Source organism: Mesorhizobium sp. M0910, from assembly GCF_040319465.1.
GTDB lineage: Bacteria > Pseudomonadota > Alphaproteobacteria > Rhizobiales > Rhizobiaceae > Mesorhizobium.
In genome coordinates, this window is the sequence record NZ_JAMYNZ010000006.1 from 16,203 (window position 1) to 40,706 (window position 24,504).

Annotated in this window: 20 protein-coding genes and 1 tRNA gene; 10 read left to right on the forward strand and 11 right to left on the reverse strand. The window is 63.0% G+C overall.

Going from position 1 to position 24,504, the window contains the following annotated elements:
* Nucleotides 1–8 precede the first annotated feature (8 nt).
* The 3 genes from NKH78_RS16110 (at nt 9) to NKH78_RS16120 (ending at nt 3,466) form a co-directional block, all read left to right on the forward strand.
* Complete coding sequence (locus tag NKH78_RS16110) at nt 9–743, forward strand: 16S rRNA (uracil(1498)-N(3))-methyltransferase (protein WP_352883404.1); 735 nt, start codon at nt 9–11, stop codon at nt 741–743.
* A 185-nt stretch (nt 744–928) separates the two neighbouring features.
* The gene (locus tag NKH78_RS16115) at nt 929–2,302 is read left to right on the forward strand and encodes a glutamate--cysteine ligase (protein WP_352883269.1); all 1,374 of its coding nucleotides are present in this window, start codon (nt 929–931) and stop codon (nt 2,300–2,302) included.
* Between the two features lie 102 nt (nt 2,303–2,404).
* The gene (locus NKH78_RS16120; RefSeq protein ID WP_352883271.1) at nt 2,405–3,466 is read left to right on the forward strand and encodes a DUF937 domain-containing protein; all 1,062 of its coding nucleotides are present in this window, start codon (nt 2,405–2,407) and stop codon (nt 3,464–3,466) included.
* A gap of 176 nt (nt 3,467–3,642) precedes the next feature.
* On the opposite strand, the gene NKH78_RS16125 is transcribed toward NKH78_RS16120, so the two are convergent.
* A complete protein-coding gene (locus NKH78_RS16125) occupies nt 3,643–3,933 on the reverse strand; it encodes a DUF1127 domain-containing protein (RefSeq protein WP_352821928.1) in 291 nt (96 codons plus the stop codon).
* A 178-nt stretch (nt 3,934–4,111) separates the two neighbouring features.
* On the opposite strand from NKH78_RS16125, the gene NKH78_RS16130 reads away from it, so the two are divergent.
* The 4 genes from NKH78_RS16130 to NKH78_RS16145 all read left to right on the forward strand — a co-directional run bounded on the left by NKH78_RS16130 (nt 4,112) and on the right by NKH78_RS16145 (nt 8,491).
* Nucleotides 4,112–5,068, forward strand: a complete 957-nt coding sequence (locus NKH78_RS16130) for a LysR substrate-binding domain-containing protein (protein WP_023680469.1) — start codon at nt 4,112–4,114, stop codon at nt 5,066–5,068.
* Nucleotides 5,069–5,138: 70 nt separating this feature from the next.
* Nucleotides 5,139–6,704 (forward strand): exodeoxyribonuclease VII large subunit, encoded by a 1,566-nt coding sequence (xseA, locus tag NKH78_RS16135; protein ID WP_352822378.1) that lies wholly within the window; start codon nt 5,139–5,141, stop codon nt 6,702–6,704.
* A 30-nt stretch (nt 6,705–6,734) separates the two neighbouring features.
* Entirely contained in the window at nt 6,735–7,871 is a 1,137-nt protein-coding gene (locus NKH78_RS16140) for a DmpA family aminopeptidase (protein WP_352883273.1), read from the forward strand.
* Nucleotides 7,872–8,008: 137 nt separating this feature from the next.
* A complete protein-coding gene (locus NKH78_RS16145) occupies nt 8,009–8,491 on the forward strand; it encodes an ankyrin repeat domain-containing protein (RefSeq protein WP_352475838.1) in 483 nt (160 codons plus the stop codon).
* Nucleotides 8,492–8,604: 113 nt separating this feature from the next.
* Here NKH78_RS16145 and NKH78_RS16150 read toward each other — a convergent pair whose 3' ends face one another.
* The 4 genes from NKH78_RS16150 to NKH78_RS16165 form a co-directional block, all read right to left on the reverse strand.
* Complete coding sequence (locus NKH78_RS16150; protein WP_352475839.1) at nt 8,605–8,859, reverse strand: hypothetical protein; 255 nt, start codon at nt 8,857–8,859, stop codon at nt 8,605–8,607.
* Between the two features lie 510 nt (nt 8,860–9,369).
* Nucleotides 9,370–9,711 (reverse strand): Atu4866 domain-containing protein, encoded by a 342-nt coding sequence (locus NKH78_RS16155; RefSeq protein ID WP_352702124.1) that lies wholly within the window; start codon nt 9,709–9,711, stop codon nt 9,370–9,372.
* On the reverse strand, nt 9,711–10,439 hold the full coding sequence (locus tag NKH78_RS16160) for an SDR family oxidoreductase (RefSeq protein ID WP_352702126.1): 729 nt from the start codon (nt 10,437–10,439) through the stop codon (nt 9,711–9,713). Before NKH78_RS16160 ends, NKH78_RS16155 begins: the two co-directional genes overlap by 1 nt.
* 91 nt (nt 10,440–10,530) lie before the next feature.
* The gene (locus NKH78_RS16165) at nt 10,531–11,283 is read right to left on the reverse strand and encodes an SDR family NAD(P)-dependent oxidoreductase (protein ID WP_352778337.1); all 753 of its coding nucleotides are present in this window, start codon (nt 11,281–11,283) and stop codon (nt 10,531–10,533) included.
* 136 nt (nt 11,284–11,419) lie between these two features.
* Between NKH78_RS16165 and NKH78_RS16170 the strand changes: the two genes are divergently transcribed.
* The gene (locus NKH78_RS16170; RefSeq protein WP_352739972.1) at nt 11,420–12,328 is read left to right on the forward strand and encodes a LysR family transcriptional regulator; all 909 of its coding nucleotides are present in this window, start codon (nt 11,420–11,422) and stop codon (nt 12,326–12,328) included.
* Between the two features lie 63 nt (nt 12,329–12,391).
* Here NKH78_RS16170 and NKH78_RS16175 read toward each other — a convergent pair.
* Both NKH78_RS16175 and NKH78_RS16180 read right to left on the reverse strand, forming a co-directional pair.
* A tRNA-His gene (locus NKH78_RS16175) sits at nt 12,392–12,468 on the reverse strand.
* A gap of 338 nt (nt 12,469–12,806) precedes the next feature.
* On the reverse strand, nt 12,807–13,265 hold the full coding sequence (locus NKH78_RS16180) for a phasin (RefSeq protein WP_254819298.1): 459 nt from the start codon (nt 13,263–13,265) through the stop codon (nt 12,807–12,809).
* Nucleotides 13,266–13,517: 252 nt separating this feature from the next.
* Here NKH78_RS16180 and NKH78_RS16185 point away from each other — a divergent pair, with 252 nt between their 5' ends.
* Nucleotides 13,518–17,264 carry a PAS domain S-box protein gene (locus NKH78_RS16185; RefSeq protein WP_352739974.1) on the forward strand — a complete coding sequence of 1,249 codons (3,747 nt, stop codon included), beginning with the start codon at nt 13,518–13,520 and terminating at the stop codon, nt 17,262–17,264.
* A gap of 281 nt (nt 17,265–17,545) precedes the next feature.
* Here the strand turns inward: NKH78_RS16185 and NKH78_RS16190 are convergent, their stop codons facing one another.
* Complete coding sequence (locus tag NKH78_RS16190; RefSeq protein WP_352688463.1) at nt 17,546–19,504, reverse strand: acetoacetate--CoA ligase; 1,959 nt, start codon at nt 19,502–19,504, stop codon at nt 17,546–17,548.
* A 183-nt stretch (nt 19,505–19,687) separates the two neighbouring features.
* Here NKH78_RS16190 and NKH78_RS16195 point away from each other — a divergent pair, with 183 nt between their 5' ends.
* A complete protein-coding gene (locus NKH78_RS16195) occupies nt 19,688–21,538 on the forward strand; it encodes an AsmA family protein (protein WP_352508669.1) in 1,851 nt (616 codons plus the stop codon).
* A gap of 18 nt (nt 21,539–21,556) precedes the next feature.
* On the opposite strand, the gene NKH78_RS16200 is transcribed toward NKH78_RS16195, so the two are convergent.
* The 3 genes from NKH78_RS16200 to NKH78_RS16210 are packed head-to-tail and all read right to left on the reverse strand — an operon-like array spanning nt 21,557 to nt 24,489.
* On the reverse strand, nt 21,557–22,375 hold the full coding sequence (locus NKH78_RS16200) for an ABC transporter permease (RefSeq protein WP_254819294.1): 819 nt from the start codon (nt 22,373–22,375) through the stop codon (nt 21,557–21,559).
* Entirely contained in the window at nt 22,372–23,346 is a 975-nt protein-coding gene (locus tag NKH78_RS16205; RefSeq protein WP_502899812.1) for an ABC transporter permease subunit, read from the reverse strand. Before NKH78_RS16205 ends, NKH78_RS16200 begins: the two co-directional genes overlap by 4 nt.
* Before the next feature lie 3 nt (nt 23,347–23,349).
* Entirely contained in the window at nt 23,350–24,489 is a 1,140-nt protein-coding gene (locus NKH78_RS16210; protein ID WP_352739976.1) for an ABC transporter ATP-binding protein, read from the reverse strand.
* Nucleotides 24,490–24,504 lie beyond the last annotated feature (15 nt).

Below are 24,504 nucleotides of genomic sequence, written 5' to 3' on the forward strand. Positions count from 1 at the left end.
CCTCGGCGATGCGCGCCAATTACAAGATGCAGCGGCTGTTCGTGCCGGACGGGCTTGGACCGGACATCGAGTTCGACGTCGGCCCGCAGCAGAGCCATTATCTCTCGCACGTGCTGCGGCTCGGCGAAGGCGCCGAAATTCTGGTCTTCAACGGCCGCGACGGCGAATGGTCGGCTGCGATCGCGGCAAAATCGAAGAAGGCGTTGCGCCTGAAGTTGCTGGCATTGCAGCGGCCGCAGCCGCCGTTGCCCGATCTCGTCTACTGTTTCGCGCCGCTGAAGCAAGGGCGGCTCGACTACCTCGTGCAAAAGGCGGTGGAGATGGGCGCCGGCATCCTGCAGCCGGTCATCACCCAGCATACGCAAGTGGCAAAACCCGGCATCGAGCGCCTGCGCGCCAATGTCGTCGAGGCGGCCGAGCAATGCGGCATATTGGCGGTGCCGGAGCTGCGCGAAGCGGAAAAATTCGAACGCCTGCTGGCGGGCTGGGACCGGGAGCGGCGGCTGATCTTCTGCGACGAGGATGCATCGACCAACAATCCCCTGCCGGCATTGCAGGCGGTGCGGGAGAACAAGCTCGGTCTGCTGATCGGGCCGGAGGGCGGCTTTTCCGACGAGGAACGCAAGATGCTGAGAGCGCTGCCCTTCGTTACCGCGATTCCGCTCGGGCCGCGCATCCTGCGAGCGGATACGGCGGCGGTGGCGGCACTGGCGCTGATCCAGGTGACAATCGGCGATTGGTGATCAATTCCAATTACCCGCTGGCTCAGGATTTTTCGCTTGATCGGCTACTGACATTTCGTCCATCTAGCGCCGGGAGTGGCCGCGTGTCCTTTCGGGCGCGCAAAGGACGCTGTAGCATTTGATTGGGCACCTGATCCCTTCCGAAAATCGAAGCCGATTTTCAGGGTCATGTGCGGAGGGCTATTATGGCGCGCGATACAACCGATTTCCGGCCGATCGAAAGCGTCGACGAACTCGTCGAGCACCTGGCCGAAGGCAACAAGCCGCGCGACAAATGGCGCATCGGCACCGAGCACGAGAAATTCCCGTTCTATGTCGACGGCAATGCGCCGGTGCCCTATGGCGGCGAGCGCGGCATCCGCGCCATCCTCGAAGGCATGCAGGACAAACTCGGCTGGGACCCGATCATGGATGCCGGCCGCATCATCGGCCTGGTCGAGCCGACCGGCCAGGGCGCGATCTCGCTGGAGCCCGGCGGCCAGTTCGAACTGTCCGGCGCGCCGCTGGAGACGATCCACCAGACCTGCCGCGAAGGCAATGCGCATCTGGCGCAGGTGCGCGAGATCGCCGAACCGATGGGCATTCGTTTTCTCGGCCTTGGCGGCAGCCCGAAATGGTCGCTGGCCGAGACGCCGAAAATGCCGAAATCGCGCTACGAGATCATGACCCGCTACATGCCCAAGGTCGGCACCAAAGGTCTCGACATGATGTACCGGACCTGCACCATCCAGGTGAACCTCGACTTCGAAAGCGAAGCCGACATGCGCCGCAAGATGCAGGTGTCGCTGAAGCTGCAGCCGCTGTCGACGGCGCTGTTTGCCAACTCGCCCTTCACCGAAAGCCGGCCGAACGGCTTGCAGAGCTGGCGCGGCGAGATCTGGCGCGACACCGACAATCAGCGCTCCGGTCTGCTCGAATTCTGCTTCTCGCCCGATTTCGGCTTTGCCGATTATGTCGAATGGGCGCTCGACGTGCCGATGTATTTCGTCATCCGCGACGGCCAGTATCACGACATGACGCACGTCACCTTCCGCCAGTTCATGGCGGGCGCCGCCCGCCATGAACTGCCGGACGGGCTGCCGACGATGGGCGACTGGGCGAACCATCTGTCGACGCTGTTCCCCGACGTGCGGCTGAAGCGCTTTCTCGAAATGCGCGGCGCCGATGGCGGGCCGTGGCGGCGCATCTGCGCGCTGCCGGCCTTCTGGGTCGGGCTGCTCTACGATGCGGCTGCGCTCGACGCCGCCGAGGCGCTGACCTCGAGCTGGAGCTATGACGAAGTGCTGGCAATGCGCAACGCGGTGCCGGAACAGGGCATTTCGGCGCCCTTCCGCAACACGACATTGCGCGAGATCGCCCGCGACGTGCTCGTCATCTCGCGCATGGGACTGAAGAACCGCGGCCGCAAGAACCGCGACGGCTATGACGAGACGTCGTTCCTCAACACGCTGGACGAGGTCGTCGCGCGTGGCACCACCAGCGCCGAAGAGATGCTCTCGGCCTACCACACACGCTGGGGCGGCTCGATCGAGCCGGTGTTCATGGAATACGCGTATTAACGCTTCGCTATCCGCTTGGCCGATGGTCCGGCAAATTCGCTTCAATCAGTGATGGAAACGAACTAGGCTTCTCCAACGAGGATTTTCCCGGAGGAGAAAACAATGCCTTCCTTGTTCGATATTCTGGCACAGGCCCAGAACGGCAACGGCATGCAGGCGCTGGCCCAGCAGTTCGGGCTTTCGCAGCAGCAGACGCAGGCGGCGGTCGCGGCGCTGCTGCCGGCCTTTTCGCAGGGGCTGAAGCGCAACACGGCGGACCCTTATGGGCTCGGCTCCTTCATGACGGCGATGGCCAGCGGCCAGCACGCCAAATATTTCGAGGATGCAAGCCGGGCCTTCTCGCCGCAGGGCCTCGATGAAGGCAACGGCATTCTCGGCCATTTGTTCGGCTCGAAGGATTTGTCGCGGGCCGTCGCCAGCCAGGCCGCGCAGGCGAGCGGCGTCAGCCAGCAGGTGTTGCAGCAGATGCTGCCGGCAATCGCCTCGATGATGATGGGCGGGCTATTCAAGCAGACCACCAACCAGCTAGGCGGGCAGATGCATGCGGCAGGCGGTGGCGGTAATCCGCTTGGCGAGCTCATCGAGCAGATGATGCGGCAGGCGGGCGGCGGCGGCCAGGCGCCGGCCCCTCAGCCTGCAGCCCCCACGGATAACCCGCTCGGCAAGGTGTTGCAGGACATGTTCGGCGGCGCACAGCAGCCGCAACAGACACAGAGCCCTTACGGCGACAACCCGCTGGGCAAGGTGCTGCAGGACATGTTCGGCGGCGGGCAGCAGCCGCAAAGCCAGCCGCAGCAGACGCAGAACCCTTATGGTGACAATCCGCTCGGCAAGGTACTGCAGGATATGTTCGGCGGCGGTGCACCACAGCCGCAGCAGCCGCAGAACCAACCCCAGCAAACACAGAACCCTTATGGTGACAATCCGCTCGGCAAGGTACTGCAGGACATGTTCGGCGGTGGCGCACCGCAGTCTCAGCCGCGTCAGGCGCCGCAGCAACCCCAGGCGCCGCAGCCGCAGGCCAATCCGAGCGGCAGGCCGAGAAATCCGTTTGACGACCTGTTCGGCAAGATGTTCGAGACAGGCGCCCAGCAGCGCGACGACTACCAGAAAGGCATGGAGTCGATCTTCGACCAGTTCAAGCAGGGCATGGGCCGGCGCTAGACCAGACACCGGCAACCAATCATCAGTGCCGCCCAAAAAAGAAAGCCCGGTCCTGGGAGGACCGGGCAGCGCGCAGGCTGGCCGGGGGGATCCGGCAGGGAGTGGGGAGCCTGCGTAACTTGGTGGCGTCGTGCCTCAAAAAGGTTCAACGCGCCCGAACGGCGAAACCCACGCGATCACACGACCTTGCGGGCAATATCCTCGATCGTTTCGGCGCGCTCGACCGCGATGACGCGAAGCCTCTCTGTCGGATCGCGGCCAAAGGGTACACCGACAGCGACGTGCAGGTCGGCGCGGGTCAGACCGATGTCGGCAAGCTCGGCATCCGACATCTCGCCGAGGCGATAAAAGGCGCGGCGGTTTTTCCAGGCGCGGTAAATATTGGCAGCCGCATTGGCCACGCGCGTCGCAACGGCCGGACGCGAGGTGATGCGCGAGGTCTCGGTAGCGAAATCAAACGTAGCCATGTCGGTCTCCTTCACATTCGAACGGGCGAAACCGGTCGATCGGGCGCTGGCGACAGCGGCCGTTCCGGCTTCGATTCACATGCCTTCATGTGGACAATGCGAATTTGCCATGGCCCGATTGATTAATCCAACGAATGTTTCTAATCTTTAGCATCAGCATCAATGATGGATTAGGCCAATGAAAGCGCCGCTCGATCTCGATCAGTTGCAGACCTTCATCTCGATTGTAGACACCGGCAGCTTTACCCGCGCGGCGGAAGCGGTGCATCGGACCCAGTCTGCGGTGTCGATGCAGATGCGGCGGCTGGAGGAACGGATCGGCAAGCCGCTGTTCGAAAAAGACGGCCGCACCAACAGGCTGACCGAGGAAGGCGACAGACTGCTCTCCTACGCAAGGCGGCTGCTCTATCTCAACAAGGAAACACTGGCCGCCTTCGACGACCGCCGGCTCGAAGGCACCATCCGCATCGGCACGCCGGACGATTATGCCGATCGCTTCCTGCCAGAGATCATGGCGCGGTTTGCCCGTTCCAACCCGCATGTCGAACTGACCGTTATCTGCGAACCGACGCCGGGACTGGTCGAACACATCAAGCGCGGCAATCTCGACCTGGCGCTGGTGACGCACAACGACGCGCGCGGCCAGTCGGAAGTGGTGCGGCGCGAACCGCTGCTGTGGGTTACCTCGGCCAACCATGCGACGCATGAGCAGCCGATCCTGCCGATGGCCTTCGGCCGGCCGAACTGCATCTGGCGGCGGGCCGCCGCCGACGTGCTCGATCAGCAGAGCCGCGACTATCGCATCCTGTTCACCAGCTTCTCTGCCACCGTCATCGCCGCGGCGGTGCTTTCCGGCCTGGCGATCTCGGTGCTGCCAGAATGCGCGCTGCGGCCCGGCATGCGGGTGCTGGGCGAGGCCGACGGTTTCGGCGCCCTGCCCGATTGCCGCATCGGCATCATGCGCGGCCAGACCTCGCGGCCGGAGATCGTCGACGCGCTTGCGCGCCACATTTCGGAAAGCCTCGACAATATTTCCGTGCCGCTCGGCGAGGAGACCGGCACGTTCGATTTCGCCGCCCTCGCCTTCGCCAAGATGAAACGGACGAAGCCGAACCAGATCCTGCCGGGCTGGTGATCGCGCGATTGGGGCCGACATCGAACACGGCCGCCTTGACGGCGGCCAACAACCGTTCCCCAATCGGCCGATGAGCGACGCAGCACCCGAATCACGCACCAACGCCACCGAGTATACGGTGAGCGAGATTTCCGGCGCGCTGAAGCGCACGGTCGAGGACGTCTTCGGCAATGTACGGGTGCGCGGCGAGATTTCCGGCTATCGCGGACCGCATTCCTCCGGCCATGCCTATTTCTGCCTGAAAGACGATCGCGCGCGGCTCGATGCCGTGGTGTGGAAGACCACGATGAGCCGGCTGAAATTCCGTCCCGAGGAAGGCATGGAGGTGATCGCCACCGGCAGGCTCACCACCTATCCCGGAAAATCCAACTACCAGATCGTCATCGACAATCTCGAGCCGGCCGGTGCCGGTGCGCTGATGGCGCTGCTGGACGAGCGCAAGCGCCGGCTGCAGGCCGAAGGGCTGTTCGACGCGGCCCGCAAGCGGCGTCTGCCGTTCATGCCGCGCGTCATCGGCGTGGTCACCTCGCCAACAGGTTCGGTGATCCGCGATATTATCCACCGCATCAAGGACCGGTTCCCGCTGCACGTGCTCGTCTGGCCGGTGCGGGTGCAGGGCGAGACGGCGGGCGCGGAAGTGACCGCTGCCGTCAACGGCTTCAATGCACTGCCTTGGGACGGCGCCATCGCGCGGCCCGATCTGTTGATCGTGGCGCGCGGCGGCGGCAGCCTGGAGGATCTGTGGGGCTTCAACGACGAAGCGCTCGCCCGGGCCGTCGCCGCTTCGAGCATTCCCGTGATTTCGGCAGTCGGCCACGAGACCGACTGGACGCTGATCGATCTGGCTGCGGATGTGCGGGCGCCGACGCCGACAGGCGCCGCCGAGATCGCCGTGCCGGTCAAAGTCGACCTCGAAGCGACGCTTGCCGGCCTTGGCGCGCGGTTGAAGACCGCACTGTCGCGCAATTTCGAACGCAAGCGGCAGGCGGCGCGCGCAGCCGCCCGGGCGCTGCCCTCGCCCGACCAATTGCTGGCGCTGCCGCGGCGGCGCTTCGACGAGGCGACGAGCCGGCTCGGCCGGGCGCTGTCGGTCAGCGTCGAGCGCAAGCGGGCCAGGCTTCTGGGCCAGCGTCTGACACCGGCGACCTTGTCGCGGCGCATGAACGAAGCCCGCACACTGACCCGCCGCGACCTCGCCCGAGCGCAAGCGGCGTTCTTCGCCATCGTGCGCGAGCGTCGGGCACGGTTTTCGCGCACGGCCGCCAGACTGTCACCGGCGCCGATCGCCAGACGGCAGAAACTGCAAGGCGATGCCCTGCTGGCACTGACACGGCGGCAGGACCAGGCGATTTCGCGGCGGCTGGACCGTCTGCGTGGAAAACTGACGCAGGCCGATCGATTGCTGGCGACGCTGTCGCACAAGGCCGTGCTGGCGCGAGGCTTCGCACTGGTCAAGGATGCGGACGGCGCGGTGGTCAAGCGTTCGGCGGAGGTCGTGTCGGGAATGGCGCTTTCGCTGGAGTTCGCCGACGGCACCGCCGATGCAGTCGCCATCAGTGGCACGGCGCGGCCGAAGGCGATTGCCAAGTCGGCAGCCAAGCTCAAGGCGCCGGGCAGCCAAGGCTCGCTTTTCTGAGGAAGACCAAGGCGCTTTTCTGAGGAAGAAATGACCGATCCGCATCTTACGACGCCCTCGGGCAAACTGCGTGCACGCGCCCTCGATATCCCATTCGAAGGCACCCCAGGCCGCTTCAATGCGATCACCGATGTGCCCGGCGTGACGGTCGGCTATACGACGCTGATCTCAGGGGACGGGCCGCTCGTTGTCGGCAAGGGTCCGGTACGCACCGGCGTGACCGCGATCCTGCCAAGGCCCAGAGACGAGTTGGCCGTCCCGGTGTTCGCCGGCGTGTTCAGCGCCAATGGCAATGGCGAGCTGACCGGTTCGCATCTGATAGAGGAACTCGGAGCGTTCAATCTTCCCATCACCATCACCAACACGCATTCCTGCGGCGTCAGCCGCGACGCAACGTTGCGCTGGATGCAGACGGTGCTGCCGCACGCGCTCGACAGCGCCTGGGCGCTGCCGGTGGCGGGCGAGACTTATGACGGCTTTCTCAACGACATCAACGGCCATCATCTGAGCTTCGAGCACGTGTTTTCCGGGCTCGATACGGCTGAAAGCGGGCCGATCGAAGAGGGCAGCGTCGGCGGCGGCACAGGCATGATCACCTTCGGCTTCAAGGCAGGGTCCGGCACATCGTCGCGCAGCGTCGACTGGAACGGAGAGCGTTTCACGATCGGCTGCTTCGTCCAGTCGAATTTCGGTGCAAGGCGAAACCTCGTCATCGGTGGCATCAGGGCCGGAGCGGAACTCGCCGAACCGGCGATCCGGGACAACACGCCGCGAGCCGAAAAGAGCTCGATCATCGCGATCGTCGCCACCGATGCGCCATTCATGCCGCACCAGTTGAAACGGCTGGCGAAACGCGTGCCCCTCGGCGTCGCGCTGACCGGCGGCTATGGATACAATTCGTCCGGCGATATTTTTCTGGCGTTCAGCACGGCCAATGCCGACGCGGCGCGCGGCGCGGCCGGCAAATTGGCCAGCGCCGGTTACATACCGGATGCCGACATCAACCCGTTCTTCGACGCCGTCATCCAGAGCGTGGAGGAAGCAATCCTCAATGCTTTGGTCGCCAATGAAGACATGATCGGGCGCGACGGCAATTTCGTGCCGGCATTGCCGAAAGGGTGGCTCGAAGGTAGATTCGGGGCGCATCACACTGCAGATCTTGGTTAAGCTTTCGCGGTCTTCGCCGTCTTCGGCACGGAATGGCCCTGGAAGCCGCGAAGAATTAACCCAAAGCAGCTCAACGACGAATAAACGACCCCAAAAAATATCAATTGGAAGACTCATCGCCCAATCGGAGCCATAGTATGAGCAACCCAGATGGTCCCGCACCCGTGCACAAGGCGGTGATGAGACATAGCTCGGCTGAAGTCATCCAGGCCATCTCAGAGGGGAAAGATGTCGATGCGTTAGATCGCGAAGGCCGGACGCCGTTGTTTTATGCGTCAAAAGATGGCGAGACCGCAATCGTCGCTGCACTGATCGAGCGTGGAGCGAAGGTGAATGTGCAGGACAAGAATCTGGAAACACCGCTGCACTTTGCAGCTCGCGAATATCGGCTCGAGGTGGCGGAACTTCTAGTCAAGGGCGGCGCAGATGTTTCTTCCCAAGACATTCATGGAAACACGCCCCTGTGGCGTGCCGTGTTTGAATCACGGGGCCGTGGCGAGTTGATCAAGCTCCTTCTCTCAGCTGGCTCAGATAAGACACTGAAAAACAAGCTTGGCTGTTCGCCGCAAGACCTCGCAAAGACCATTGGAAATTACGACATTAACGCGTTCCTGGGCTGAAAACCCGCTAGCTTCACCCAGCAAGCAATTAATGGTGTATGCTGTGCTTCAAATAGCTGGCGCCAGGAACTTCGATCTCGACAAGCCACTGTCGCATCCTGTTCCTAAGCATATTACTCGGCGGGCTTGTTCGAATTCTTTTCGTCCTGCTCGGCCTCGGCCGCCTCTTCGAGCCTCGAAGCAATGAGCTCCTGAATGTCGCCGACCTCTTCCTGAATATCCTCCAGGGGTATGCCGGCTTCGGCAGCCTTGGCCGCGCATTCCCTGGCGAGGGTCTCGGCCTGCTTCTCGATTCTGGCTGGCGAGGGCTGGCAGTGGACTTTTTCGCCAATCCACCCGCGCAAGAACTCGATCGCGTGTTCACTCATACTGCTGTTTCCCTAGCGGCTATGCCGATTGGTAATCATAAATGTCGGCATCTTCGAAAAGATGCGTGCTGCCATTCGAGCCGAGTCTGCTTCGCCCGGCAAGCCGAACTTGTCCGAGGTCCACAGAGCCGAAGGGAATGGAGGGTTCAAGGAGCACGTTCTGGTTTTTGAGGACTGATTCTCTCGAGGAAACTCGTTCGACCCGCGCTATTGATTCTATTTGCTTTTTTTCGGTTTTCAAGCCGTTTTAGATCACAATAGATGTCACAATAGCTAGCACATTTACCGCGCTCTCGCTGGCACGACGTAAAAGGCGAGCCGTCAAAGCCGCCGCTATATAGTGACAACCATTTGCAATGTCGACTCCGCTCGCGGTCCTGCTTCTTTCCGCCGCGCTTGCTGGGAGAGATGTGGTGTGACCGGCCTTGCAGTGCAAGCTGCCGAGCGCCTCATGCAAGGCATGCAATAGCGTCTTGTGGAACCCTGAAGTGCTTGTCTCAGGGTGGCTCTCTATCGCTGGCGGTAAAGGATCATGCCGGCATGATTGAGGACGCCTTCGACGAACTCACCATCCGCGGTGAAGCCCGTATCGTCCCAGTATTCTATGTGGTTGCCCTGCACTTCGTAGCGTCCCTGATAGGCGCTCTCGCGGTCACCGCGCGCTTCGTCATAACGGCCGTTCGGCAGGAGTTCGTGCCTGATATGGCGATCCTCGGTGACCCAAAGTCCGACGTAAGGATGATTGTGGTGCGTCATTGGTTCCTCTGCAATTGGAGTTGAAGGAAGGGTCAGGCCGGTTGGAGCTACAGCAAGGGCAATACCCGTAAGCACCGCGGTCAAAGTGGATGGCATCAATGCGCCGCCTTCGCCGGACGAACGACGATCTCGTTGACGTCGACATCGTCGGGCTGTTCGATTGCGTAGCGCACTGCCCTGGCGATGGCATCGGGTTGCAGGGCAATAGCACGCCAGGTTTTCATGGCGGCGGCAGCGGCTTCGTCGGAGATCGTGTTCGCCAGCTCGCTTTCCACCACGCCGGGATGAATGCAGGTTACCCGGATATCGTCACTCTCCTGGCGGAGCCCATCGGAAATCGCGCGGACAGCGTATTTCGTTGCGCAATAGACGGCAGCCATCGGCGAGACGGCCAGTGCGCCAATGGAACCGATATTGATGATATGCCCGGAGCCACGTGCCGTCATCTCAGGGAGCACCGCCGCGATGCCGTACAGAACACCCTTGACGTTGACGTCCACCATCAGCTCCCACTCGTCGACCTTCATGGCTGCCATGGCCGACAGCGGCATGACGCCGGCATTGTTGACGATGACATCGACCTGGCCCCATTCGGCCCGCGCGGCATCGGCGAATGCCGCGACGTCCGCCCTCTTGGTGACGTCGAGCGCTCGCACGCGAACCGTCCCACCAGCCGCCTCGATTTCTGCCGCAAGCGCTTCAAGGCGGTCGGTGCGCCGCGCGCCGAGCATCAGCTTTGCACCTGCCGCGCCAAGTTCGCGGGCGATGCCAGCACCGATGCCGCTGGAGGCACCGGTGATCAGAACAACTTTGTTCATGGTCATCGTAGACGATCCTTTTGGTTTTGTGATTATTTCACGATGTGAAGGGATGGCGTGCGGATGAGCTCCCGCGGCGCGCCGGCTTTATAGGGGATCACTGGGCGGTGTAGCCGCCATCGACCAGAAGCAACGCCCCGGTGATGAAGCTGGATGCCGGCGAGGCAAGAAAGGCGATGGCCTCGGCAACTTCTTGCGGCTGGCCGATCCGGCCGATTGGATGCGCGTTGCCGAAGCTGCGCAGCATCTCCCGGCCATTGTCCACCACACCTTCCATGATGTCGGTTTCGATCACGCCAGGGGCAACGGCGTTGCAGCGAATGCCCATTCGCCCATATTCGATCGCGATTACCTTGGTCAGCTGTGCGACAGCCGCCTTGGAGGAGGCATAGGCCGCCTGCGTCTCGAAGGCCGCGACGGCCGAGATCGATGAGACATTGACGATCGCGCCGCCACCACCGGCGGCCATCAGTTCCACAGCGGCACGGGCGGTGACGAAGCTGCCGCGCGCGTTGATCTGCAGAATGCGGTCGTAGTCGTCGACCGAGGTCTCCGTCAGACGTTTGTTGAGCGTGCGACCGGCATTGTTCACGACGATGTCAAGGCGTCCGAAGCGCTTCGCCGCGAGCTCGACCGAGCGTCGGGCCAGATCCTCGTCGGCGACGTCGCCGACCAGGGTTGCCACGTCCTCGGCTTCCAATTCGCGTACGGTGTCGCTGAGATCGCTTGCCACGATCCGGGCACCGCGCGCACGCAGCAGCTCCGCCGTGCAGCGACCGATGCCGCGTGCCGCGCCGGTCACGAGGGCGACTTTTCCATCCAGGTCCCAGGAGGAAGGGAGTGATGTCATCGGATATCTCCTTATCGGTCGGCTTCGGCTTGGATCGGGAGGATCAAGCCTTCTTGCCGTTGCGACAGAGATAGAGCCAGGGCATTGTCGCGATAAGCCGCCCATTGTTAACCTCTAAGATAAGTCTTGCTAACCAATGGACATCGATCTCAATGCAATTGCCGTCTTCGTCACGGTGGCCGAGGAACGCAATTTTCGCGCTGCGGCGGACCGGTTGGGCGTGACGCGCTCAGCGGTCAGCCAGAGCATCCTCAGGCTTGAACAGCGTCTGGGCATCGCATTGCTGCAGCGCACGACACGCAGCGTCAACCTGACCGAAGCGGGCGAGCGCCTGTTGGCGAGCGTCGCACCGGCGATCGCCGACGTGAACGCGGCAGTCGAAGCCACCACGGAGTTTCTGGACCGCCAGCGCGGCCGCCTGCGGATCGCGGTTTCGTCTATCGCAGAGACCTTTCTGTCAGGACCGTTGCTGGCGTCCTTTGCAGAAACGTTTCCCGAGGTGCATCTGGACATCGTGGTGACAGACGAGGAATTCGACATCGTTGCCGAAGGCTATGATGCCGGAGTCAGGCTCGGCGAAGTGATTGAGCAGGACATGATCGCCGTGCCGGTATCGGGCGATCAGCGGCAGATGGCCGTCTGCGCCCCGCGCTATCTCGAAAAGTTCGGAGCACCCGCCCATCCGCGCGAGCTTGTGGCTCATCGCTGTATCGGCTGGCGGCCGGCGCCGGGAGTTTCGCCCTATCGGTGGGAGTTTGGCGAGGACGGGCGCGAATTCGACGTGGCGGTTGCGCCCGAGATCACGACCAACGACATGTGGCTGATGATCCGGCTGGCCGTTGCAGGCGCCGGGATCACGTTCGGCATGGCGGATACATTCCGCCCCTGGATCGACCGCGGCGAGCTTGTACCAATCCTCGACGGCTATTTCCCGCCGTTTGCTGGTTTCTATCTCTATTTCCCCAGCCGACGGAATGTCGCGCCGAAGCTGAGAGCCCTCGTGGACCACCTGCGCGGCGCGCGTCAGGCGCGGGCCCGTCGGTGAGGCGACCGGTCATAAGACCGCTTTGGCAGTATTTTGCCGGTCAGAAGTGTAGCTGAAAGGTGATGGTACCGTTGGCTGGGATCGAACCAGCGACCTCCGGATCCACAATCCGGCGCTCTAACCATCTGAGCTACAACGGCACGTTTGCCAGAGCGGGATCGAGATGAAACGTTCGGGACCCGCTCTGTCGTTCGGCGATGCGTCCATACGGGCTATCGGAGTTTAATTCAAGGCTTTTGGCAAGGCAAAAGCTCGCTCCGGCATCGCGTCATTTTCCGCCGGACAAAGAAAAGGCCGGCGGGAGGAGGTGCCGGCCTTTTCCTGTTACGAGCCAGCGGGAGGAGGTGCTGGCTGGTTACCCCGGTGAGCAGAGGGAGGAGGTTCCACTCGCCGGGTATTCACTTAAACCACTATATCGCACATCTATTTGTCTGACGAAATGCGACCTTTTGATGCATCGTTAGACTATGTGCAAATATTAGGCGATCTTGATTTCTTTCACGGCCTTCTCGAAGGCGGTCTTGATCGGCTTGGATACGTCCTCGGCCGCCTTGGCAGCAACCGCCTGGAAGTCCTTGGCCTGCTCGACGGTCATTTCGACGCGCTTGCGCAGGAAAGCGGTCTGCAACTCGACGACTTCCGACAGCGACTTGGCGCCGATCAGCGCTTCGAAATGCGAGAAGCCGGCTTCGGCATTGGCGCGCAGGGCGGCGATGGTCTTGAGCGACAGGTCGCTGGAAACGGACTTGGCGGTCTCGTAGGTCGACTCCAGAGCCTTCTGGGTCTCCTCGGCCCCGGTCTTCAGCTTGGCATAGGCCTCTTTCGACTGCTCGACGCCCTTTTCGGCGAAAGCGCGGATCTGGTCAGTGGCCTTGGAAGCGTCGAAGCTCGGGAATTCAACGTTTTCGATCGTTTCAGCGGTCTTGGTCCTGGACATTTTCCATCCTTTTCAGCGGCAGCGGCTTTGACGAAAAGCCGTCTCGTTCATGTATCATGGCAATATAAAGGCAATTTTTGTGCATTGCAACATGTTTGTTGCATCGCACCATATATTATTTGTTCGTGGCGTTAACCACGCGCCTAGAGATTCCATTGGTTGCACGCTATGACTTGTGGACCTTCGCGCCGTCGACTTTTATTAACAAAGCGTTAACCGCAAATTGCCCGCTCTGTGAGGGTCGCCAAACGCATGCCGGCTGAAAACTACTCCTTCCTCGATGTCGCCGTGCTCGACGCGGTCCGCCTGCGCTTCGCCGCAGGCGACGCGATCGCTATTCTGTCGGCAGATCTCGAGCAGGTGATCTGGGCCAACGGCCCCGGCGCAGCGGTATTCGGCTATCCCGACATCGGCGCGATCATCGGCGCCTCGGCAGGTTTGCCGCTGATCGCCAGGCGCCAGATCATGGCAACCAGCGGTTTTCCGCAGATCGGCCGCGACCGTGCCATCACGGTTCGGCTGGCGACCGGCCTGACCAGCCGCGCGGTCGGCTTCCTGGCCAGCGCAGTGACCATGCCCGATGGAGAGGAAGCAATCATGCTGGCGCTGCCGGCGGCGCAGACCGGCTCGCGCAGTGCGGCCGAGATCGCCGATCGCGCCATCGGTGGTTTTACGGAAGACGGCCACTACATCGCCTTTGTCGACGCCAAGGGCAATATCGACGCCGCATCGGACGGCTTTTCGGCACTCGGCATCCGGCCTGAGACGCTGGCCGCGCTTGTCGCCGACGTGGCGAACGAGAGCGACCGCATCGTCAAGCGCCTGGTCCCGGGTGGATCCAGCTCCTATCCGGCGGGCCTTGCCCGGCTGACGGACGAGCGGCATCTGCTGGTGGTGATCGACGAGGACCGGCTCGACGGCGGGGCCCCTGATGGCGAGCGCGCCGGGGGGGAAACCGGCAGCGAAGCAGCAGCGGCACCGAGCGGTGGCGATCTTCCCCAGCCGACGGGCCAAGACAACGAGCCGCCAATCGCCAGGATGGGCGCGGCGGAGATCAACCTTGCAGCGATGGAAGGCACCTCAGCATCGGCGGAGCACGAAGCTGTCGACGCGGCTGACAATCAACACACGGTTGGCGAAACGCCGACGCAGCATGATCATTGGTACTTCAATGCCGGCGACGACGCGCAGGTCCCGCCCGGGGCAGCTGCGTCCGGCAAAGCCGAGAACAGCCCGGACGCTTCGCAGGCCGGCGCGGATACTTCGCCGGAAAGCGCCGCAAAAGCCACCAAAGCCGCCTCCCCGGCCGAACGCCGCGCTTCGGCGATCGATCGCACCGCCGCGCCCATGCGTTTCGTCTGGCGTACCGACGCGGAGGGCCGGTTCAGCGCCCTGTCGCCGGAATTTGCCGAGCTTGTCGGCAGGCCTGCCGCCGACGTGATCGGCCGCCGCTTCGAGGATGTTTCGGCCGCCTATGGCCTTGATGCTTCTGGCGAGATTGCCGGCCTGCTCGAACGGCGCGACACCTGGTCCGGGCGCTCCGTGCTGTGGCCGGTCGCCGGCACCGATCTGAAGATACCCGTCGATCTGGCGGCGCTCCCGGTTTACAGCCGCAGCCGGGTTTTCGAAGGTTTTCGCGGTTTCGGTGTCGCCAGGAGCGGCGATGCGGTGGTCGATCCGGATGCCGTCGGCATGGCCCTTGTCGCCGAGGAAAAGCCCGCCGCGAGCGTCGGGCCGGAAGCCGTCGAACCTGCCCCGGCGACACCGAAACCCGCCGATCCGTTCAGGGGCGAAGTGCCGGCGTTGACCATCGTGCCAAAGCCCGAGCGGCGCTTTGCCGACAAGGTGATCCGGCTGGCCGAGCACCGGCAGCCGGCCAACGACAAGGGCCTGTCGACGCTGGAACGCAGCGCGTTTCGCGAGATTGGCGAGCGTCTCAAGAAGGACAGCACCCCGGCCGAAGAACAGCCCAGCGCCGGAAAGCAGAAGCCGGCTGAGAAAGTCGAGGCTGCCGGCAATGCCGACGAGCCAAAGCTGAAAGAAGCCGGCCCGACGGACAAGGGTGAGATGCCGGAACCAGGTCCGGAAAGCGGGGCGGCTGCCGCCGAACCGCCCGAGGCCGATGCCGAGGACCAGAAGGACCTCGCCCGGCTCGACGGCGAGCAGCCATATGAGGCTGTAGCAGAGGCGCAAGCCGGCGAACCCGTCACTCGCCCTGTTTCCGGATCGCTGCTCGACTATGCCAACCGCGAACCCAGCGATGAAGCGCAGGAAGGCGACGAGCCCAGCACGGACGGTCGAACGATCGTCGCCGAAGCGCCGCGGGATGGCGACGACGATAGCATGACGGCCGAAGATTTCCGTGACGCCGAGGACAGCGAGGATTGGTCCGAGGACAGCGCAGCCGACGCTGCCGGCCAGGTGCCGCCCGTCGAGCGGCCGCAGGCACCACCGCTCAAACTCGGCGGCTTCGTGCCGTCGGCGTTTGCCGGAGCGGACAACAAGGGGCCGGATACCTCGATCCTCGGCAAGCTGCCGGTGCCGGTGCTTATCCATTCCGGCGATCAACTGCACTACGCGAACGACGAATTCCTCGGCTTGACAGGCTATGCGACGCTCAACGCCCTGGACGAGGCCGGCGGGCTCGGCGCGCTGTTTGCCGACCCTTATGCCGACGACGGCAGTTCGGAGGGCGGCGACCGCGCATTGCGGCTGAAGACGCGCGACGGTCAGGAGTTTCCGATCGACGCAATTTTGCGTTCCGTCCCGTGGGGGAACGGCAAGGCGCTGATGCTGGTCGTACGCCGTTCCGGCGACGACGAAGCAGCAGCCATTCCGCATGGCGCTGCCGACGACCAAACGCAGCCGGATGTTTCCGAGCTCAAGGCGCGCATTGCCGAAATGCGCACCATCATCGACACCGCCACCGACGGCGTCGTGCTGATCGGCCGTAACGGAACGATCCGTTCAATTAGCCGTCCGGCGGAAGCGCTATTCGGCTTCGACAGCGACGAGGTGACCGGCAAGCCGTTCGTCTCGCTGTTTGCGATCGAAAGCCAGCGCGCGGCGCGTGACTATCTCGAGGGGTTGTCGGAGCCCGGCGTTGCAAGCGTGATGAACGATGGCCGCGAGGTGATCGGGCGCGAGGCGCAGGGGCGTTTCATTCCGCTGTTCATGACCATCGGCAGGCTGCCCAACGACAGCGGCTTCTGCGCGGTGGTGCGCGATATCACCCAGTGGAAGCGGGCCGAAGAGGACTTGACCCAGGCGCGCGCGGTCGCCGAGCGCGCCTCGTCGCAGAAGACCGATTTTCTGGCCCGCATCAGCCACGAGATCCGCACGCCGCTCAACGCTATCATCGGCTTTTCCGAGCTGATGGTGGACGAGAAATTCGGGCCGGTGGCCAATGACCGCTATCGCGACTATCTGCGCGACATCAACCGTTCGGGCAACCACGTGCTCGATCTGGTCAACGACCTGCTCGACATTTCGAAAATCGAGGCAGGCCAGCAGGAGATGGCCTACGAGGCGGTGTCGCTTAACGACACGCTGGCCGAAACCGTGGCGATGATGCAGCCGCAAGCCAACCGGGAACGCGTCATCATCCGCTCCAGCTTCGCCTCCCGGCTGCCGGAAGTGGTGGCCGATCTGCGCAGCGTTCGGCAGATCGCGCTCAACATCCTGTCGAACGCCGTCCGCTACACGCAGGCCGGCGGCCAGGTGATCGTGTCGACGGCCTACGAGCTCTCCGGCGATGTCGTCATGCGCGTGCGCGATACCGGCATCGGCATGAGCCCGTCCGAGATCGAGCAGGCGCTGAAGCCGTTCAAGCAGATCAATGCGCTGAAGCGCGGCCGCGGCGACGGCACCGGTCTTGGGTTGCCGCTGACCAAGGCGATGGTCGAAGCGAACCGGGCCCGGTTCACCATCAACTCGACGCCCGGCGAGGGAACCCTGGTCGAAGTCGCCTTTCCCTCGACCCGTGTGCTCGCCGGTTAGCTATGGTTGCGCAAAGAAAAAAGGCGTCCAACAGGACGCCTTGAATGATAGGATTGCTGTCACAACGGGGCTTGAGCGAATCAGATCCTCTCGGGGCTAAGAGGAACGGGATTTCTCCCTCAAGTTACGCACGACTATCGATGCCGGGCCTTAACAAATCCTTACCGGCACGCCGGAAAATTTACCAATGTGTACCACTCATGAAATCTAGGTAAATTCCGAAGAGATAATTTGTTAACGATACCTGAGACCTCAAAACGGCTCCCGCCTTGGATCCCGGGTCAGTCGGCAAGCTGCGGCAGGTTGCGGAACAGCTCGAGCGCTTCGGGATTGGCGAGCGCTTCCTTGTTCTTGATGGCGCGGCCATGCACCATGTCGCGTACCGCGAGCTCGGTGATCTTGCCCGATTTGGTGCGCGGAATATCGCTGACGGCGACGATCTTGGCCGGCACGTGGCGCGGGCTCGCCCCGATGCGGATTTTCGCGCGGATGCGTTTTTCCAGCTCGGCATCGAGCTCGACGCCTGCCGCCAGCCGCACGAACAGCACCACGCGAACGTCATTGTCGAAATCCTGGCCGATGCATAGTGCTTCGAGGATTTCCGGCATTTGCTCGACCTGATTGTAGATCTCCGCCGTGCCGATCCTGACACCGCCCGGATTGAGCGTGGCGTCGGAACGGCCATGGATGATCAGGCCGCCATGGGCGGTCCATTCGGCGAAATCGCCGTGGCACCAGACATTGTCGAACCGTTCGAAATAGGCGGCTCGGTATTTCCTGCCGTCAGGGTCGTTCCAGAAGCCGAGCGGCATCGCGGGAAACGCCTTGGTGCAGACGAGCTCGCCCTTCTCCTGGCGGAGCGGCCGGCCGTCATCGTCCCAGACATCGACGGCAAGACCGAGCCCAGGCCCCTGGATCTCGCCGGTCCATACCGGTTCGATCGGCACGCCGAGCACGAAGCAGGAGACGATATCGGTGCCGCCGGAAATCGAAGCCAGATGCACGTCCTTCTTGATGCCTTCGTAGACGAAGCGGAAATCTTCCGGCGATAGCGGCGAGCCGGTCGAGGAGATGGCGCGCACGCTGGAAAGATCATGCGTGCGGATCGGCTTGAGGCCGGCCTTGCGCACGGAATCTATGAATTTGGCCGAGGTGCCGAAATACGTCATCTTCTCGGCATCGGCGAAGTCGAACAGCGTATTGCCGTCCGGGTACAAGGGTGAGCCGTCGTAGAGCAGCAAGGTGGCGCCCGACGCCAGGCCCGACACCAGCCAGTTCCACATCATCCACCCGCAGGTGGTGAAGTAGAAGAAGCGGTCGCCGTCGAGCAGGCCGGCATGCAGCCGTTCTTCCTTGACGTGCTGGATCAGCGTTCCGCCGGCCGAATGGACAATGCATTTGGGGATGCCGGTCGTGCCGGACGAAAACAGGATGTACAGCGGATGCGAAAACGGCAGCCTCTCGTAGCTGACAGGCCTGGCGGCAAAGGGTGACAGCGCCTCTTCAAGCGCAGCCGCCTTGCCGATGGTCGCCGCGACGTCGAGCGAGGTGCCGAGATAGTCGACAATGAGGACCTTGCGGACGGTGGCGAGCTTGCCCGCCACGGCCGCGATCTTGTCGGCGACTTCGATCGCCTTGCCATTGTACCAGTAGCCGTCCGGCGCGATGAACACGACAGGCTCGATCTGGCCGAACCGGTCGAGAACCCCCTGCTCGCCGAAATCCGGGGAGCAGGACGACCAGACCGCGCCGATCGAGGCGGCCGCCAGCATCGCAGCAACGGTCTCCGGCATGTTGGGCATCATCGCGGCGATGCGGTCGCCCTTCTTCACCTTGAGCGACAGGAAAAGCTGCTGCAGGCGCGAGGTCAGCGCATGCAGCTCGTTCCAGGACAGCCGCCGCTCGACCTTGTCCTCGCCGCGAAAGACGATTGCGTCGCCAAGCCCGGTTTTCTTGAGGAGATTCTCGGCGAAGTTCAGCTTCGCATCAGGGAAGAAGGTCGCGCCGGGCATCTTGTCGCCATCGATCAGCACGCGTTCGCCCTTGTCGCCGACGATGCCACAAAAGTCCCAGACCAAGCTCCAGAAGGTCTCGCGGTCATCGATCGACCAGCGATGCAGGTCGGCATAGGAGGAGAAAGACTCGCCGGCCATGCTCGCCGCGGCGTTCATGAAGGCGGTCATCGGCGCCGCGTCGATCTGCTCTTGCGTCGGGATCCAGAGCGGTGCGTCGTCAGCCATCATTGTTCCTCCGCAGGCTGCATCGCTTATGCAATATCGCGATGCAGCAGAGCAAGATTTTGTTGGACCGCGCCGGTCAGGGTGTGCGCAAATGCCATCGCCGGGCCATAAAGACTTGAAATGCGTCAGCCGTCGGTTACACCCGTCGGGCGATTTTGTCGGAATGGAAGCATACAGGGCGATATGCCATCACCTTTGATCCGACGCGGAATATGGGCGATCGGCGCAGCCGTCATCGTCATCGCGCTGGTCGTCGCAGCCTTGCCGTTGATCGCCTCGACCCGCATCGTACGCGACCGCATCGCATGGGAAATGAGCGCCTGGAGCGGTTTCCGGGTCACCATCGACGGCGCGCCGCGCATCGAGGTCTGGCCGAATTTCCGGGCGATCCTGAGCGACGTGACGCTGTCGCAATGGACAGAGACGGATGCGCCGCCCGTGGTCGAAGCCGAACGGGTCGAGGTCGACCTCTCGGCGATGGCGGCGCTGCGTGGCGACGTGGTGTTTTCGACGGCGCGGCTGGTACGACCGACGATCCGGGTTCAGCGTACCGCGAGCGGGTTTTTCCTGCCTGCGATTCCCAGCGGCGGGCGCATTACGCGTTCGATCGATGCTGCCCGCGCGGTGATCAACACAAATCCCGCCAAGCCGGATCTCGGCAAGCTGCCAACAGATCCGTTCGGCACAGTCGAGTTCAGGGACGGCCGCGTGGTGGCTGCCATCGGCGACAAGGACCAGGAGATATTGAGCAGCCTGAGCGGCCAGGCGAACTGGGCCGCGATGAACAGCAATGCGACGCTGTCGGCGACCGGGATATGGCGCGGCGAAAGTGTTGCCATCGACGCCGCATCGCCGAACCCGCTTGTGTTGTTTGGTGGCGGCACAGCACCGGTCACGTTTTCCTTCAAGGCGGCGCCGGCCAGTTTTTCATTCGACGGCCGCGCCAGCATGTCGGAAAACGGCTATTTCGACGGCCAGGCAAAATTCGCCGCACCTTCGCTCCGACGCGTGCTCGAATGGTCGCAGGCCGGCATCGCGCCCGGTGCGGCAATCGGCTCGATCTCGGTTTCAAGCAAGATCACGGCGACGGCCGGGCGCGTCAAATTCGAAAACACCGCCCTGACCCTCGACAACAACCCCGGAATGGGCGCGCTGGACTTCACCTACGGCGAGGCATTGCCGGTGATCTCCGGCACACTTGCCTTCGATACGCTCGACCTCAGATCATTTCTTTCCGCCTTTGCCCCGGTGCCATCGGCCGGCGGCACCGATCCGGGCGAAATCGATACGAGCTTCGCCGACCGGATCAATCTCGATCTCAGGCTGTCGGCGGCGCATGCCACGGCCGGCGCCATCCAGCTTGCCGAGGTCGCCGCCACCGCCCAGGTCAAGAACGGCCTTGCCGTCTTCGACATCTCGGATGCATCCGCCTTTGGCGGCAACGTCCAGAGCAGCGTCCGTTTCGACCGCAAGCCCGCCGGCACCGAAGTCGAGATCCGGCTGCTTGCTTCCGATATCGACGGCGGCGCTTTCGGCACCGCGGCCGGGATGACACGGCTGGTGCCGATCGGCACTGGAACCGTTTCGGTCATCCTCAAGGGGCCTGGCAGAACCTGGGACTCGATTTTCGAAAACGCCAATGGCTCGCTGTCCGCGACGTTCGGCGCGGGTGCGCTGAGCCGGCTTAACCTGCCGGCGTTCCTCAAGCACACCGAACAGGGCGGATTCTTCGCGCTGGACGACGTCTCGGACGGAACGCTGCCGATCGACGGGGCAGAGCTCAAGGCGAGCATTTCGAACGGCGTGGCGCGCATCGACAAGGCCGAGGTGAATTCCGCGCAATACAAGATCTGGCTTTCCGGCATTGCATCCTATGCCGGACGCGGGCTGGCACTGTCCGGCGGCATCGTCCGGCCGAGCCAGGCTGCCACGCAGACGAACGCCCAGGGACCCAATCAGTCGTCGTTCTTCGTCGGCGGCACGTGGAGCACGCCGTTCATCTCGCCGATAAGCCGCGGCGTTTCGGGAGAGTAAGCAGCAGCAGCAGCAGCTTCAACCGCGCTGCGCGGCCTGCTCGTCGCGCTGGCGCTGCACTTCGCGGCTCTTGTTGACAAGCGAAGCGATGATCACACCGACGGCGACAACGGCGATCAGGATGGTGCAGGCGGCGTTGATTTCCGGCGTCACGCCGAGGCGAACTTGGCTGTAGATCTTCATCGGCAGTGTCGTGGCGCCGGGACCCGAGGTGAAGCTGGCAATAACCAGGTCGTCGAGCGAGAGCGTGAAGGCCAGCATCCAGCCGGAGACGATCGCCGGCATGATGACCGGCAGCGTGATCTGGAAGAAGGTCCTTACCGGCGGTGCACCGAGGTCCATCGCGGCTTCTTCCAGTGACCGATCGAAGGTGATCAGGCGCGACTGCACCACCACCGCGACGAAGCACATGGTCAGCGTGGTGTGGGCAAGCGTCACCGTCAGAAAGCCGCGGTCGAGGCCGACGGCGACGAAGAGCAGCAGCAGCGACAGGCCGGTGATGACTTCGGGCATGACCAGCGGCGCAAACACCATGCCCGAAAACAGAAGCCGGCCGCGAAAGCGCGTGTAGCGTGTCAAGGTGAGCGCCGCCAGCGTGCCGAGCACGGTCGCCACGGTTGCCGAGATGACGCCGACCCGGGCCGTCACCCAGGTGGCGTCCATCAGACCCCGGTTGTGGAACAGCGAGACGTACCATTTCGTCGAGAAGCCGCCCCAGACGGTGACCAGCTTCGACTCGTTGAAAGAGAACACGACGAGCAGGACGATCGGCAGGTAGAGAAAGGCAAAGCCGAGCACGATCGAAATGACGTTGAAGCGGCTCCAGGTGGCGTTCATTGGTCCTGCTCCTGAGCACGCGCCTGGGCCCGCTGGAAAATCATGATCGGCACGATCAGCAGCAGCAGCAGGATGACAGCAACGGCGGACGACACCGGCCAGTCACGGTTGGCGAAGAACTCGTTCCACAGCGTCCTGCCGATCATCAGCGTCTGCGAGCCGCCGAGCAGGTCGGGAATGACGAACTCACCGACGGCGGGAATGAACACCAGGAGGCAGCCGGCGATGACGCCGGGCAGCGACAGCGGAAAGGTGATCTTCCAGAAGGCGCTGGTCGGCGGGCACCCGAGATCCTTCGCCGCCTCGATCAGCGTATGGTCCATCTTCTCCAACGACGAATAGAGCGGCAGCACCATGAACGGCAGATAGGAGTAGACGATACCGATGAAGATAGCCGTATAGGTGTTGAGGATGATCAGCGGCTGGCTGATGATGCCGCTGGCGAGCAGCAGCTGGTTGAGCAGGCCTTCGGGCTTGAGGATGCCGATCCAGGCATAGACACGGATCAGGAACGAGGTCCAGAACGGCAGGATCACCAGCATCAGCAAGGTCGGGCGGATCGTCGCCGGAGCGCGCGCCATGCCATAGGCAATGGGATAGCCGACAAGCAATGTCAGGACCGTCGAGATGGCGGCGACGACGACGCTCGTCACATAGGCGTTGAAGTAGAGCGCATCCTGCGTCAGCCACGTGTAGTTGTCGAAATTGAGCGCGCCAACCCCCGAGATGAACCCCGAAATGCCGCCGCGGAAATCGAGCACCGGAGTATAGGGCGGCATGGCGATCGCCGTCTGCGACAGCGAAATCTTGAAGACGATGATGAAGGGGACAAGAAAGAAGAACAGCAGCCAGAGATAGGGGACGATAATGACGAGACGGCCGACGAAAGCCGCGCTCAGCCTGGCCGGGGCGGATTTACCGGCAGCATTTGCCGGAGAGCTTGTTGCGGCAGTGACAGCGGACATGATCAATCCCTACCGTGTCAGCACGACGCCGGCGTCAGGGCGGAAGGAAATCCAGGCGCGGTCGTTCCAGCTCAGCGGATCCTCGGTGAGGCGTGCCGCGTTCATAGTGCTTGCCCGCACCACCTGACCATCGTCCAGCCTGACGTGATAGACGGTCATGTCACCGAGATAGGCGATATCGTAGACCTCGCCCTCGATGGCATTGACGGCACCGGCGGGTTTCGTCGAGGACACCTTGATCTTCTCCGGCCTGATGGCGAAGGTAACGGATGTCCCGGCGGCGGCACTGCCGGCGTTTTCGGTTCGGATGGTGATGCCGTTGCCGGCATCGATGCTTGCGCTGCCGGCCTCGCCAGCCGCGATCCTCCCGTAGAACATATTCACGTTGCCGACGAAGCCGGCGACGAAGCGCGAGCCCGGCGCTTCGTAGACCTCGGCCGGTGTCGCCACCTGCATCACCTCGCCCTTGTCGATGATGGCGATGCGGTCGGCCATCGTCATCGCCTCTTCCTGGTCATGGGTGACGACGACGAAGGTGAGGCCGAGATTCTGCTGCAGGTCCATCAGCTCAAACTGGGTTTCCTCGCGCAGCTTCTTGTCCAGCGCGCCAAGCGGCTCGTCGAGCAGCAAGACTTTCGGGCGCTTTGCCACCGAGCGCGCGAGCGCGACGCGCTGGCGCTGGCCGCCCGACAATTGGTGCGGCTTGCGCTTCGCGAACTGCTCGAGCTTGACCAGCTTCAGCATCTCGGCGACGCGCTTTTCGATATCGGCCTTGACCATGCCTTCCTGCTTGAGGCCGAACGCGATGTTGTTCTCGACCGTCATATGCGGAAACAAGGCGTAGGACTGGAACATCATGTTGACCGGCCGCCGATAGGGCGGAATGCCGCGCAGATCCTGGCCATCGAGCAGGATGCGGCCGGCGGTCGGCTCCTCGAAGCCGGCAAGCATCCTGAGCAGCGTCGATTTCCCGCAGCCTGAGGCTCCAAGCAAGGCAAAGAATTCGCGTTCGAAGATGGTCAGCGACAGGTTGTTGACCGCCGTGAACTCACCGAATTTCTTGGTGACGTTGTCGAACTGGATGTATGGCTTGGCGTTCGGATCGTTCCATGGCGCGAAATCCCTGCGGATGCTGCCAAGCGATTTCATGTCCCACTCCGTCCT